The 14,137-nt window shown below is 72.6% G+C and carries 10 protein-coding genes; 2 read left to right on the forward strand and 8 right to left on the reverse strand.

Translation table 11 applies throughout. From position 1 onward, the window contains the following. The 8 genes from AB0H32_RS29755 to AB0H32_RS29790 form a co-directional block, all read right to left on the reverse strand. The coding region (locus AB0H32_RS29755) for a hypothetical protein (RefSeq protein ID WP_361126570.1) at window positions 1-1,399 on the reverse strand (1,399 nt) is incomplete at its 3' end. Further along, the gene (locus AB0H32_RS29760) at window positions 1,392-3,992 is read right to left on the reverse strand and encodes a hypothetical protein (protein ID WP_361126573.1); all 2,601 of its coding nucleotides are present in this window, start codon (window positions 3,990-3,992) and stop codon (window positions 1,392-1,394) included. The genes AB0H32_RS29760 and AB0H32_RS29755, both read right to left, overlap by 8 nt. Window positions 3,993-3,997: 5 nt before the next feature. Beyond that, window positions 3,998-4,858 (reverse strand): hypothetical protein, encoded by an 861-nt coding sequence (locus AB0H32_RS29765; protein WP_361126576.1) that lies wholly within the window; start codon window positions 4,856-4,858, stop codon window positions 3,998-4,000. 109 nt (window positions 4,859-4,967) lie between these two features. Then, window positions 4,968-5,690, reverse strand: a complete 723-nt coding sequence (locus tag AB0H32_RS29770; RefSeq protein ID WP_361126579.1) for a Crp/Fnr family transcriptional regulator — start codon at window positions 5,688-5,690, stop codon at window positions 4,968-4,970. Between the two features lie 426 nt (window positions 5,691-6,116). After that, the gene (locus tag AB0H32_RS29775) at window positions 6,117-7,628 is read right to left on the reverse strand and encodes a cellulose-binding domain-containing protein (protein ID WP_361126582.1); all 1,512 of its coding nucleotides are present in this window, start codon (window positions 7,626-7,628) and stop codon (window positions 6,117-6,119) included. Between the two features lie 236 nt (window positions 7,629-7,864). After that, the gene (locus tag AB0H32_RS29780) at window positions 7,865-9,184 is read right to left on the reverse strand and encodes a radical SAM protein (RefSeq protein ID WP_361126585.1); all 1,320 of its coding nucleotides are present in this window, start codon (window positions 9,182-9,184) and stop codon (window positions 7,865-7,867) included. 59 nt (window positions 9,185-9,243) lie between these two features. Next, complete coding sequence (locus AB0H32_RS29785; RefSeq protein ID WP_361126588.1) at window positions 9,244-9,918, reverse strand: pyridoxamine 5'-phosphate oxidase family protein; 675 nt, start codon at window positions 9,916-9,918, stop codon at window positions 9,244-9,246. 402 nt (window positions 9,919-10,320) lie between these two features. After that, on the reverse strand, window positions 10,321-11,328 hold the full coding sequence (locus AB0H32_RS29790) for a hydroxyacid dehydrogenase (protein ID WP_361126591.1): 1,008 nt from the start codon (window positions 11,326-11,328) through the stop codon (window positions 10,321-10,323). A gap of 111 nt (window positions 11,329-11,439) precedes the next feature. On the opposite strand from AB0H32_RS29790, the gene AB0H32_RS29795 reads away from it, so the two are divergent. Together AB0H32_RS29795 and AB0H32_RS29800 are read left to right on the forward strand one after the other, a co-directional pair. After that, window positions 11,440-12,693: an FAD-binding protein gene (locus AB0H32_RS29795; protein ID WP_361126594.1), complete on the forward strand. Its 1,254-nt coding sequence runs from the start codon at window positions 11,440-11,442 to the stop codon at window positions 12,691-12,693. 137 nt (window positions 12,694-12,830) lie between these two features. After that, entirely contained in the window at window positions 12,831-14,084 is a 1,254-nt protein-coding gene (locus tag AB0H32_RS29800; protein WP_361126597.1) for an ROK family protein, read from the forward strand. Window positions 14,085-14,137 lie beyond the last annotated feature (53 nt).

Genomic DNA, 14,137 nt, shown 5'->3' on the forward strand with positions numbered 1-14,137 from the left:
GGTAGGTGCGGCCGCCGCGCGGCGGTTCGCGGTCGGGGTCGTCCGCCGGATAGAGCTCCGGCCGATGGGGGCGGTCGCGCGGCGGCTCCCGGTCGAAGTCGTCGTCCGCATAACCGTCCGACCGGTACGCCCGGTCCGACCTGTCCGGCCGGCCGCGCGGCGGCTCCCGGTCCGGATCGTCGACCGGATAGGACTCCGCCCGGTACGGCCTGCTGCGCGGCGGCCCCCAGTCGAAGTCGTCGTCCGCATAACCGTCCGACCGGTACGCCCGGTCCGACCTGTCCGACCGCTCCGACCGGCCATGGGGCGGCTCCCGGTCCACGTCGTCCGCCGGGTAGGGGTCGGAGCGGTGGGGCCGGCGCCGGGTACGGGAGGGCGGTTCGTCCGTCTCGGCGTCGTCGTGGTGGCGTTCCCTGCGGCGGGGATCCTCCCGGGAGGGGTCCGCGCGGTACGGCTGCCGGCGGGGCGGTTCGTCCGACACCCAGTCCGGGGTGAACGGGCCGTCGGAGGACGACTCCAGCTGACGGGGCTCGCGGCGGGCGGGCACCGACCCGATGGGGCCGCTCAGGCCGCGGTTGTCCTTGTTGAGGAGGTTCAGGACCTGGGTCTCCACGTCGATGGAATTGAGTTCGCCGCGCAGGGCCATGCTGTAGAGCCGGTCGACACGGTCCCGCTCGTCCTGCCGGCCCTCCTGGCGGATCTTCTCCAGGAAGTCCTTGGCCCCCTCGGGATCGGCGGCCAGCATGAAGCTGAGCTGCTCCAGTTCCCCGCCCTGCAGCATGCGCCGGAACCCGTCCTGACGCACCTTGGTGACCTCGGCGTCGGCTCGCACCTCGCGCTGCTTCTTCGCGTACCCGATGGCCTCGTCGTCCACCCCCAGGCGGACGTACAGCCGCACCCGCAGGCCCAGGTCGGATCCCAGGTCGCTCCAGCGTCCGCCCACGCACTCGCGGGTGATGACCCGGTTGGCCTGCTGGGCGTCGGTCACCCGGTAGGTCAGGGTGACCTCGCGCAGCCGTTCCAGCACCGGGGAGGTGAGCCGCTTGGCGACGTCGGTCACGACCTGGACGGCGGCCAGATAGGGATCGGTGACCTCCCACTCGATGTCCACCTCGGCCTTGAAGAAACTGGTGCCGCCGGCGGCCGGCAGGTCCAGCTCCAGGGTCGACACATAGGTGCCCTGCGCGATCTCGCAGACGGAGCGCGGCTGGGCCAGCGCCCGCTTGTCGACGTGGCGCACCCCGGAGACCGTGATCACGCTGTAGCCGCCCTTGCGGTAGAAGACCACCGAGGCCTTCTGGGCGCTCACCGGCGGAAGCCCCACCGGTGTGTACTCCTTCAGGAACGGCCCCAGAGGCGCCACGCCTCCGGCCGCCGCCTCGTCCTCGTCCTCAGCCATGCCTCTCCTCCTCGCGGGTCGTCTCCCGGCGCGTGATCTCCTGGCGCGACCGCGTCTGCCGCGGCCGCTCCTGCCGCGACCGCGCGGGCGGACTGACGGCGAGCCGCCACAAGTCGCGGGCCTGCGGCTCGGGGACGGGGTTCTCGGGGTCGTTCATCATGTGGCGCAGCAGCCAGTCCAGCCGCCGCCGGTCGTACTCGTCGGTCGCCAGCGCGGGCAGCAGCGCCGCGAGCCCGGGCCGGGTCCACTCTGTGCCGTTCTTGCGCACGGCCGAGCGCAGCAGACGCTCCAGCGCGTCCATCGCCACGTCCCTGGCCCGTGCCGTGTTCAGTGCGGTCCACATCAGGTCGGCCATGGGGCCCACCAGTTCGGGCCGGGTGGCGGCGAGGGCGAGCGGCAGCGGCCAGTCGCCGCGGTCGGCCAGCGGGGAGTCGGGGTCGTCGAAGAGCACCTCGTCCACGGGGGTCAGCGCGAGCCGGACGGTGGTCACCAGGCCCAGGTCCTGGTACGGCTCGCGCTTGTGGTGGGTCCAGTCGGCCATCCGCGCCAGCACCTGCGCAGCGTCCGGCAGGGCGAGCAGCCGTACGACGTTGTAGGAGGCGGCCGCGAGCTGTTCCCCGTCGTCGCGGACCCCGATCCGGGCCAGGGCGTCCAGGGTGTCGTCCGTGTCGGCCGCGGCGTTGCCGTAGCCCAGCGCCATCGCCGCGGTCCAGCGCAGCAGTTTCGTGCCGTGGCGGCTCCAGTCGGCGACCAGCTTGTGCACGGTCTTGCGGTGCGAGTCGTGTCCGGCGGCCTGGTCCAGGATGGTGGCCGCGAAGATCCGGCGGCGGGGCGTGGCCGCCTCGGAGAGCGGCCGGATCAGCTCCGTGTAGCCGTGGTCGAAGTCCCGTACGCACAGCTCCCCCGCGGCCACCGCGGCACGCATCCACACCTGGGAGCGCGGGTCGTCCGCCAGCAGCCGCAGCCAGCGCACCACGGGTGCCCGGACCGGGAAGTGCCGGTCCCACAGCTCGGTGAGCACCGCGGACGGCAGGGCGGAACCCCGGTACCAGATCAGCCGCGCCGGTACCTCGACGCCGTCCACCTCGACCTTGCCGTCGGTCGGTTCGGCGCGCGAGAGGGCCAGATCGGCTTCCGGGTCGTCGCAGAACAGCGGGCGGGCCGGGGTGTTGTCCGGGTCGCACTGCACGGACAGTTCCCAGGTGAGCAGGTGGGCGGCGGCGGCCACCGCGCTGTGCGTGGCCCCGCCGAGCACGGCGAGGGCGATCCGGAACGCCACCGGGTGGAAGAGGTTCGCCGTTCCGGGCCGTTCCGCCTTCCGGTCCGCCTCGGCCGGCTGCGCCATCTGCGCCGTCAGCGCCCGGTCGACTCCGGCGAACCACTCCTGGGCCTGGCTCGCGGCGAGGCTGCGGCACCCGGACAGCAGTTCCTCGTAGGGGAAGTCCCCCATCACGTGCCCGGCCAGCAGCGAGGCGAGCAGCTCGGCCTCGGCCGGGCGCAGTTCGTTGAGACCGACGGCCTCCTTGACCTCGTCCCGGTCGGCCAGTTCCTGGGCGCGGGCGAGAAGGTCGTCCGCCCGGGCACCGCCGTCCGGCTCCGTGGCGGCATGCCGCTCCAGGCGCTCGCTCAGCCGGGTGTGCAGCAGTTCCTGGTAGGGCACGGACGGGCAGAGCATGCCGTACCGGCCGGCGAGCAGCGGGTTCGCCGCCGATCCGACGGTGACGACGATCACCGCGAAGGCGTCGTGCCGGGCCAGGGCCGCGGCGAACTCGTCGAGGTCCATCTCGTCCGGGGGCAGCGCGCCGGGCCGGGTGAGGGACAGCTCCAGCACGTAACCGGAACCCCCGCTCGACTCCAGCTCGGCGGCCAGCTGCCGGACACCGCCTTCCGGATCGACCCGCAGCACCCGGTCGGTGTCCGTGTCCTCCGCCGGGCGCTGGGTGACCTCGTCGAGGAGCGAGAGCGCCGTACTCGTACGTCCGGTGCCGGGCGCGGCACCGAGCACCAGCAGCCGCCTGGCGCGAAGTGCGTCGCGCATCCGTACGTACCCTTGCGGCTCCACATGGACGCGGCGGAGCCTGCGCAGCTCCTCCTCCGGTACGGGCCCGCTGCGCATGCCGGCGCCCGGTCGGCGGCCGTCCAGCCGCAGGTTGATGTCGCCGATGTGGGCACTGTTGAAGTACGAGCGGTCGAAGCGGTTCAGGTCCCGGCCGACGTCGAACAGCTGCCGGGTGGCCCGGCGGGTGCGCGCGGCGGCGGCGAGATCGGTGGGCCCGTCCTCGCCCTGGTCGTCGGTGAGGGGGTCGCGGGTGTACGCCTTGAACCGTCCGGCGGCGCGCTCGCGTTCCCTTTCCCGCTCCTTCTCCTTCTCCGCCTCCTCGTCCTCGGCGGACTTCTTGTCGTCGTCCTTGTCCTCGCCGTCCCGGGCCCGGTCGTCCTTGGACTTCCTGTCGTCCCGGTCCTGCCTCTTGTCGTCCCGGTCCTGTTTGTTGTCGCCCCGGTCGTGCTTCCTGTCGTCGTCGGACGCCCGTCCGGCGTCGGCCTTCTCGGGGGCGTCGTCGGCCGCGCCGCCCGCCTGCTCGTCGTCGCTCACTCGGCTCAGCCCCTCCCCTGCTTGGAGTCGTGGTCGACGGTCCGGCCGATCTGCACGTTCCCCTCGTACTTGTTGTGGTGGTTATGGGACACGTCACCGATGACGTTGTAATGAACTCCGCCGGGACCGGTCCGCCGGTCGGGCGTGGCGTCGCCGACGGCCTCGGAGTCGTCGTTGTCGTCGTTGTCGTCGAACGCGTCGTCGGCGGGGTCCGCCGGGGAGCCGGCGGCGGGTGACGGTGCCGACGGCGACGGCGGTTCGGCGTCGGGAATCTGCGGGGCGGGCCGCCCGGGCAGGTGGAACCAGGCGGTGACCTCGCCCTCCTTCAGCTCCAGCCGGGCCGGGGAGTAGTGCGCGGGGTCGATGAACTTGCCGCCGCCGCTGACCACGTCCTCGTACAGGGACCGGGAGGTCACCAGCACGAGGTCGGCGCCCTCGGCGTCGAGGAGCCGGCGGGCCGTGGAGGAGTCGGCCAGCCGGCACGCGAGGTCGACCGCGCGCCCGCTGATGCCCCGTTCGTCGTGCCGGACCGGGCCGACGTGCATGCCGATCCGCAGCCCCAGGGGCACGCGCAGACCGCGGTTCTCCTCCCGGAGCTTCTCGTGCACCTCCACCAGCCACAGGCCGAGCAGCCGGGTGACCGCGATGCGGCCCGGCACCGCCAGCAGCACGCCGTCCCCGCGGTCCTCCATGTGGACGGCGTCGCGCGCCACGGTGGCGTGGGTGAACGCCGTCTCCAGCACCCGGTAGATCTGCTCGCGCATGCGCGGCTTGTCGACGTCGGCGTACTGGCCCGAACGTCTGGCATCGACGCTGATCACCAACTCGTAGTGCGCTTCGCCGAGTTCCGGTGCGTCGTGGTTCACGCGTGCCCCCTGCAGTCCTGTCCGCTTGCCGAAGAGGTGGTTCGTCCCATCAGCGTCAGGCCCGGGACGCAGGCCGTCTGTAGCCGTTTACACATGGCGAGGCGGGGGTTTACTCCTGATGTCCCTCCGCCAGGAGCGCGAGCAGCGCCGGATCGAGAATCTCCACCAGCCGGTTGCCCGTGCGCACGATGTTCTGGTCGCGCAGCAGGCGCAGGGCCTTGGCCACGGCTTCCCGGGTGGCTCCGATCGTGGCGGCCAGTTCGTCCTGGGCCAGCTGGACGACGGGGCCGGCGGGTACCGGCCCGGCCGACGGGCCCGCTACGGACGGGGCGTAGGGGCCGGAGGGCTCGGCTCCGGAGAGTTCGGTGAGCCGGCTGGCCAGGCGTTGGAGCACGGTGAGGGAAGCGAGCGCGGACCGCTCCTGGTCGGCGCTGCGGAGCCGGAAGGTGAGCTGGCGAATCACCAGACCGCTGACCCGGGGATGCAGGGCGAGGTAACGACGGAACGAGTCCCCGGAGATGACCTGGGCCTCTATGGGGCCCAGCGCGCGCACGGTGGCGCTACGGGGATGCGGATCCAGTGCGGCCATCTCGCCCAGCAGCTCACCGGGGCCGCGCAGCCCGAGTATCAGCCGGGTGGCGCCCCGGTCGGTGACCACGGAAACAGTTACCCACCCCTGAAGTACGATCACTACGTGACTGGACCGGTCCCCCTCGGTCAGGAGGTGGGCATCGGCCGGATAGCGCTTCCGGTTGCCGAGAGCCATCACGCTCTCCCGTTCCTGGGCCGTCAGCGCGTGCGCGAACGCCAGCTCATTGCCGAGCAGCCCCATGGCCACGCCCCCCGCCGCAGTCCGGATGCCTCGTCTTGCGATGGCGTTGATGGTGACAGAGCGCCGTTTTGTGGCGAGTGAAATGCGCCACATCGGGGGTACCACCCGGTAGCTGACGAACTGCCAGGTAGGTCACACGGGCGCGTCGTGCTCGCGTCGCGCGCTCACCCCTGCTGCTCGCATCAAGCCATTCCGCCGGGACGGAGATTTTGGCGGAAACTCAGGTTTTCTACTGCCGGAGCAGTGACGCCGAGGTAGTGACGCGGTGATGGGACGGTGATTAATCGCCACCCCGGCAACCATGCCTGGGGCGGCCGCCCACGCGGACACGACCGTCCGGACGGCGGTGACGGCTGTGGCGGCTGTGGCGATGGCGGTGGAGACGGCGGCAGCGGTGACGGTGGTCGGGACGCTGCAGGTGGTCCGTCAGTTCGCCGCGCAGGGCTCCCCGTTGAGCGTGAAGTGGTACGGGGCCCGGTTCCGGCCCCGCCAGGTCGCGAGGAAGCCGAAGGACAGCGTCCCGTCCGCGGTGACGGTCCTGTTGTAGTCGGCCGCGGTGGCGGTGACTCGGGAGCCGTCCTGCTGGACGGTCGCGTCCCACGTCTGGCCGGCCTGCTGGCCGTCGGGGAAGGTCCAGGCGACCTGCCAGCCGGAGAGGGCCTCGGCGGTGGTGACGGTGACGGTGGCCTGGAAGCCGTCGGCCCACTGGTTGACCAGGTCGTAGGCGACCCGGCAGGTGACGGCGGGAGCCGATGTACGGGCGGGTCCGCTGCCGGTGGTGGCGGAGGAGGCGCCCTGGGGTTCGGGGTCGGAGTTCCTGCGGCCGGACTCGGTCCGGGTGGCGGCCGCGGAGGAGGTGGTGGAGGGGGTGGAGGGGGTGGTGGAGGGCGAGCGGGAGGGGGCCGGGCCGGCGGTGGTGCGGGAGGTGGCCGGGGCGGCGACCGGCTGCCGGTCGCCGCGGGCGGCGGCGATGTCGTCACCGGAGGCGGCAGAGCCGCCGGATCCGCCGAAGGGCATCATCGACACACCGAGCGCCAGGGCCGACAGCAGGACGGCGGCGGCGAGCAGGCCGCCGCGCAGCACCCGGGTGCGGTTCGTGCCCTCCTCGGGGTCACCGGTGTCCGTTCGGGCCGGGCCGGGGCCGCCCGCGCCGAGCCGGACCTCGGCGGCGCGGCGTCGGCGCTCCAGATAGGCGAGGCCGCCCCAGCCGATGACGCCGCCGGCCAGCGCGGCGGGCATGCCGCCGCCGTGCAGGCGCAGGCAGGCGGCGGCCTCGGCACACCGGACGCAGGTGGCGAGGTGCCGCGAGAGGTCGTCCGGGGTGTCGGCGGCGGCCGAGCGGGTGACCGCGTCCAGCAGCCGGGCATAGCTGCGGCACTGTGCGTCCATCGGGGAGTCGAGATGCGCCCGCCGGCAGCGGTCCCGGAACAGGCCGCGGACCTCGTCGAGTTCCTCGGCGACCGTGACCGGGTCCAGCCCGAGCCGGCGGGCCACGGTCGGCAGGGGCAGCGCCTCCACCTCCGCGAGCCACAGCAGCGAGGCGTCGGCGTCCTGCATGTCCCTCAGGCCGCGCAGCGCGACCGGGCGCCCCAGCGGCGGGCCGCCGAAGCGGGTGGCCTGGCCGGAGTTGAGCCACAGCCTCAGGTCGGGGTCCAGCTTGTGCCCCCGACCGTCGGCCTCCCAGCCCGCGGCCGTGGCGCGGACGGCGGTGAGCAGCTCCGGGATCATCGGCAGCCCGGCCCGTCGTGCGGGGCCGCGCACGGACACGGCCCCGGCGGCACGCACCTCACGCATGCCGAGGGTGAACGCCTCGGTGGCCAGCTGATGAGCCGTCAGCGAGCCGGAGGTGCACAGGTCGGCGTACGAGAGCACCGCGTCCCAGCACTCCGAGAACAGCTCGGCCTCGGTGGCGTCCTGGGGGGTCGGCACGTCGGGCATGGGACTCCTGCATCCACGAGCGAGGTCAACTCACCATAGGCGGAATGGAGTTGGGGGAAACCTCGCGGCGGGCAGGAGCCTTTCACGTCCTCGACACAACTGACAAGCGGCGTATTCAAATCCGGTGACCACAGTGTCGCACGCCGTGACCGCGTCCGCCCGGGCCCGCAACTCCGGCCTCTGATACGGACGCGGGCACCGTTCGGCTCACCGTCGTGCCGGTTTTTTCGGGCGGATCACACCTGCGCCGGCTCCTCGGCGGGCAGACTGTCCATGAAGGAGCTGACGGAGAAGACGGCGCGGCCGGGTCCGGGCGGGCCGTAGCCGGGGGGCGAGGAGAGGCCGAAGTCGTCCATCGTGGCCCGGTAGGCCTCCAGGAGCCGGATGTGGTACTCCAGCGGCGCGCCCTGCGGGTTGGCCTTGCCGAGCGGCGTGGTGGGCTCCGGGCACCAGGTGGTGAAGCGGGGGGTGATGCCGTGCGACATGAAGAAGCGCAGGCCCTCGGTGGTGGAGGCGATGGCCTCGTCGACCGTGGTGAAGCCGAAGGGCTCGGCCATCTCGACGCCGGCCACGAAGTTGGGGATGACGTTGCGCGCGCCGAAGACCTCCGCCGAGTCGAGAATGCGCCTGTGCCACTCGTCGCGGCCGACGTAGCGCTCCTTGCCGGGGCAGTACAGCTCGAACAGGCGCCGGTCCCACACCTCGAAGTTGGGGTGGTAGATCTGCACGCCGTAGTCCTTGAACCGCTGGACGTCGTCCTTCGGCAGGGCCTGGGCGACCACCTTGCCGATCCAGCGGTCCGGGAAGCGCTCCTCGATGGCCTTGGCGTAGCGGCCGTAGAAGTCGGCCTCGTCGCGGCCCGCGACCTTGGACGTGATCGCGCCACCGGTGAGCGTGTAGGCGGTGGACGCCTTCTGGGTGTCGTACCGGTCGATGATCTCCAAGGCTTCGAGGACCTCCTCGACGTCCTTCACCCCGGTGTAGGGCCGGCCTGCGGCCTTGTGCTGGCGCCAGTTGTGGTTGATGTCGCAGTACTGGCACTCCTCCTTGGCGCCGAAGTACTGGCACACCCGGAAGACGGTCAGATAGATCAGGTAGCCCCACTGGATGGTGGGGGCCACCTCCATCACGGACTTCCCGTTGGAGAGGGTGTGCCGGTAGTACTCGGGCATGGGCGGCACGCCGACGTCGGCGATCCGCCTGCCGTCGAGATAGAGCCCGAGGAGCCCCTCGTCGTCGGCGGCGACCCGGTAGGGCGAGGCAGGGTTCACCCGGACCGAGACGACGGTGCGGCGCAGGTCGTACGGGCCGCCCGTGAGGATGATCTCCTCCGGGGGCCGACGCAGCGCGGCCTCGCCCAGCTCCGGCAGGGTGCCGTGGTCGAAGGAGAAGATGAAGTACGACTTCGGCTTGACCTCGCCGCTCTCGTTGTCGGAGAGCGCGGACGCGTCGAAGGCGACCCCGCCCCGGAGCAGGTCCTCCTTGAAGACGGCTTCCCGCGGCACATGCGGGAAGCGCTCCATCAGATCCTCGACCAGCACGGTGCGGCTGCCCATCCCGTAATCTCCTCCCGGCTCAGGCGTTCGACTCCTCACGGTATGCCCCCGCCTGCGCGTCAGCCGTGCCGGGTCCCCTCGCGGCGCGCGATGTGTCCCGGAACGGGGACGTCCGGCGGCAGCAGCGGGTCGGTCACGGGGGCGCCCCAGACCGCGGTCAGCGGCAGGGTCCCGGCCCACAGGCCCAGTTCGGCGTCGGGTCCGTCGCCGTCGTCGGGGGCGCCGGTGCGGAGCTTGACCGAGGCCTCCTCCAGGGAGAGGGCGAGGAGCGTGGTGGCGGCGAGTTCCCGGCGGTTCGGCAGCCGGGCGTAGGACCACTGCCCGGGCGTCGCGTGCTCGGTGAGCCGGCGCAGCCCCTCCAGCTTCTCCTCCGGGTCGGTGACCCTGCGGGCCTCACCGTGGATCACGGCGCTGCGGTAGTTGACCCCGTGCTCGAAGACGGAGCGGGCGAGGACCAGGCCGTCGACGTGGGTGACGGTGACGCAGACGGGGGTGCCGGCGGCGAGGCTGCGGCTGGCCACGGACCCGTGGACGTACAGCTGTCGCTCGTCCCTGCCGTACACGGTCGGCACGACCAGTGGCCGCCCCTCGACCACCACCCCCAGATGGCAGACGAACCCCGCGTCCAGGATCGCGTCGAGATCGGCCCGCTCCCGGCTGCCCTGCTCACGCAGACGGCGATGCCGGGTGAGGTCGGTCTCGGGGAGCTGTGCCGGGAGGGACTGTGAGGTCATGGACAGGAAATCTACTGAAAGCGCACCCAGGATGCCATCTCGTTGCGGAAATACTTAGCCGAGATCGCACTGATCAACGAAATCCGCACGGGGGGAGGGTCACGCACTCGGGCCCGGTCCGCGAGCGGAAGGTGCGACCACATTTCGGAACGCACCCGTGCAGCAGGCGCGGTGGCCGTGCCCGCGACGGCTTTCCACGGCGGTCTCGGCGGTCCGCTGGTCACACCGGGGCGACCGGACGGCGGCCGACGAGGCGCACATCGCGTACACGCTGAGCAGCCGGCACCCCGCAGGGGGGTCGCGGGCCACGAGCGCGATCACGTCCGGACCTGCGTCCGTAGCGGCGGAGCATCCGCGCGGTCGGGAATCAGGCCGACCGCAGCAGCTCCGCCTGGTCCGAAGTCAGGCCGACCGCAGCAGCTCCGCCTGGTCGACGGCGTGCAGAAGTCCGTCACCCGTCGCGAGCCGTCCCGCCTCCTCGACCACCGTCCGCCCGAGCCGGGCCACCTCGTTGCCCTGGGAGCCGGCGAGATGCGGGGTCACGAAGGCGTTGGGCAGGTCGAACAGGGGCGAGTCGGCGGACAGCGGCTCGGGGTCGGTGACGTCGAGGACCGCGCTCAGGCGCCCGGTGCGCAGCTCGCCGATCAGCGCGTCGTGGTCGACCAGGGCGCCGCGCGCGGTGTTGATCAGTACGGATCCGCCGGGCATCAGGGCGAGTTCGCGGGCGCCGATCAGGCGCCGGGTCTCAGGGGTCTGCGGGGCGTGCAGGGTGACGATGTCCGAGGTGCGCAGCAGGTCGTCGAGGGGCAGCAGGAGCACACCCAGTCGCGCTGCCTCGGGCGGGTCGACGTACGGGTCGGCGAGGCTCACCCGGAGGTCGTGGGGCCGGAGCAGTTCGATCAGACGGCGGCCGATGCGGGAGGCGCCGACCACGCCGACGCGGCGGCCGTGGTTGCCGATGCCGGGGACCAGGCCGTCGTAGGGGAAGGTGCGGCGGGCGCGCAGCCGGTCGCGGAAGGCGAAGACGTCCTTTCCGGCGAGCAGGATCATGGCGAGGGTGTACTCGGCGACGGGCAGGGCGTTGGCGGCGGCGGCCGAGGAGACGAGGATGCCGCGCTGCCACACCTCGGGGGTGGTGAAGCCCTTGACCGAGCCGGCCGCGTGCAGTACCGCGCGCAGTTTCGGGGCCGCCTCCAGGGCGGCCGCATCCAGGCGGGGGCAGCCCCAGCCGGTGATCAGGACCTCGGTGCGGGCGAGCGTCTCCCGTACCCGGGGTTCGGTGAAGTCGTGAGCCACCAGGGCGGGATCGATCTCCACGCGCTCGCGCAGCAGGGCGAGCAGCTCCGGCGGGAAGACGTGCGGCACGTTCCGGGCCGTCATGGCGAACAGTGCCTGGGGACGCTCGGGCAAGGAAGGGGCCTTCCGGCTGGGTGACACACGGCGTAGCAACCGCTCTCTACCGTAGGTCCCGGCGGATGAGAGGGTCAACGGACACACACTTCCCCGGAGGGACGACAGGACATGACGGAGCCGGTGCCGACAGTCGCCAACTGGGCGCGGAACATCACCTACACGGCCGAGGAGTTCCACCGCCCGGACACGTTGGACGCGCTCAGGGCCTTGGTTGCGCGCAGCGCGAGGGTGCGGGTGCTGGGCAGCGGTCACTCCTTCAACCGGATCGCCGACCCGGGCGGCGGCGGAGTCCTCCTGTCGGTCGCCGGCCTGCCGCCGGTGATCGACGTGGACAGCGCGGCCCCTACGGTGCGTGTCCCGGGCGGCGTGCGGTACGCGGAACTCGCCCGCGCGGTCCACGCGCACGGCCTCGCCCTGCCCAACATGGCCTCGCTGCCGCACATCTCGGTGGCCGGCTCGGTGGCGACCGGCACCCACGGTTCGGGCGTCGGCAACGGACCGCTCGCCGCCGCGGTGCGGGAGGTGGAGCTGGTCACGGCGGACGGCTCGACCGTGTCGATCGGCCGGGGCGACGAACGCTTCGACGGCGCGGTGACCTCGCTCGGTGCGCTCGGCGTCGTCACGGCGCTCACCCTGGACCTGGAGCCGTCGTACGAGGTCGAGCAGCACCTGTTCACCGAACTGCCGCTCGCCGGGCTGGACTTCGAGGCGGTGGCGGCGTCGGGGTACAGCGTGAGTCTGTTCACCGACTGGCGGGAGCCGGGCTTTCGCCAGGTGTGGGTCAAGCGCCGCACCGATCGGGCGCCGGTGGACTTCCCGTGGGCCGCACCTGCGACCGAGGCGCTGCACCCGGTGCCGGGGATGCCGGCGGCGAACTGCACCGAGCAGTTCGGGGTGCCGGGGCCGTGGCACGAGCGGTTGCCGCACTTCCGGGCGGAGTTCACCCCCAGCAGCGGCGCGGAGCTGCAGTCGGAGTATCTGCTGCCGCGATCGGCCGCGGTGGAGGCGCTGTGTGCCCTCGACGCCGTCCGGCCGGCGGTGGCCGGTGTCCTGCAGACCTGCGAGGTGCGTACGGTCGCCGCCGACCCTCAGTGGCTCGGCCCGGCCCACGGCCGCGATTCGGTGGCGCTGCATTTCACCTGGACCGAGGACACCGCGGCCGTGCTCCCGGTGGTGCGCCGGGTGGAGGAGGCCCTGGACGCCTTCGATCCGCGCCCGCACTGGGGGAAGGTGTTCACCGTCGCGCCGTCGGTGCTCCGTGGGCGGTATGCGCGCCTGGCCGACTTCCGCGTGCTGGCCGAAACCCTGGACCCCACCGGCAAGTTCGCCAACGCCTTCGTCCGGGACGTGTTCGGGCACTGAACGGCACCCGATGCCGGCCGGACTTCCTCCAGCCCCTTTCCTAACCCCTTGTCGAAATCCCTTCCCGGCCCATAGCCTGACGCCGCGCCGGTGCCCATGGCCCCGGCCCGGCACGAGGGGACGGGAGGGTCGGCTCCGTGAAGCGCACGTCACGCGACATCCGCACCGCGAACCGCTACGAGGTGCTGCGTCAGATCATCGCCGCGTCTCCCACCTCCCGGCAGGAACTGGCGGCAGCCACCGGGCTGAGCCTGGCCACCGTCGCCACGCTCGTCGGCGAACTGCTGGACCTGTGCATGATCACCGAGGTCGGCTTCGAGGACTCGGCCGGGGGCCGCCCCCGGGGGCTCGTCGCCGTCAACGCGTCGGGGGGCGCGCTGATCGGCGTCGACATCGCCGAGACGTACGTCCACGTCGAGCTGTTCGACCTGGCGCTGAACGTGCTGGCACGCGCCGACGAGGACATGCGGCCCGGCGAGAGCCGCCCGGAGCAGGTGGTCGGCCATGTCGTCGCCGCCGTCGGCTCGGTGGTCGCCCAGGCCGGGGTCGAGGCGGCCCGGGTGCTCGGCGTCGGGGTGAGCGTGCCGGGCCAGGTGGACCGGGACACCGGCGTCGCCGAGTACGCGCCCAACTGGAACTGGCACGACGTGCCGTTGCTCGACCTGCTCGCCGAACACATCGCCCACCCCCTCCACCTGGACAATCCGCTGCGTGCCTGCGCCGTTGCCGAGTTGTGGTTCGGGGCCGCGCGGGGCCGCGGGGACGCCGTCGTGGTGAACCTCGGCACGGGCGTCGGCGCCGGCCTCGCGCTCGGCGGAGGGCTGCACCGGGGCGTGAGCAACAGCGCCGGCGAGTGGGGCCACACCACCCTCGTGCTGGACGGGCGGCTGTGCCACTGCGGCAACCACGGCTGTGTGGAGACGTATGTCGGCGCGCCCGGGATCATGCAGAACCTGCGCGAACTCAGCCCGCAGTCCCCGCTGTTGCACCCCGAGGACCAGACGGCCACCGTCGACGCGCTGGCCCGGGCGGTCGCCGCGGGCGACCCGGTGGCGCTCAAGGTGGTGCGGGACACCGCCCGTTACCTGGGCGCCGGGATCTCCGACCTGATCAACCTCCTCAACCCCGAAGTGGTCGTGCTCAGCAGCTGGGTGGCGGCCCGGCTGGGCGAGCCGCTGCTCGGCGAGGTGCGCGCGGCCGTGGCCCGGCACGCGCTCAGGCGGCCGCTGGCCGCCACCGAGATCGTCCTCTCCCCGATCCCCACCGACCCGGTGTCCCTCGGCGCGGCCACGTTCGCGCTGGAAGGGGCGCTGCAGTCCGTCGGCCGGAGGACCTGCAGCACCAAGCGCACCGCCGTCCCCGCAAGGAGCCGTACCGCACCGCCTTCATGACGACGGAAGGGATGCATGTGTCTCACCCCCGCACCGTTCACCCCCGCACCGCT

The organism is Streptomyces sp. NPDC020362 (genome assembly GCF_040642095.1).
Classification (GTDB): domain Bacteria; phylum Actinomycetota; class Actinomycetes; order Streptomycetales; family Streptomycetaceae; genus Streptomyces.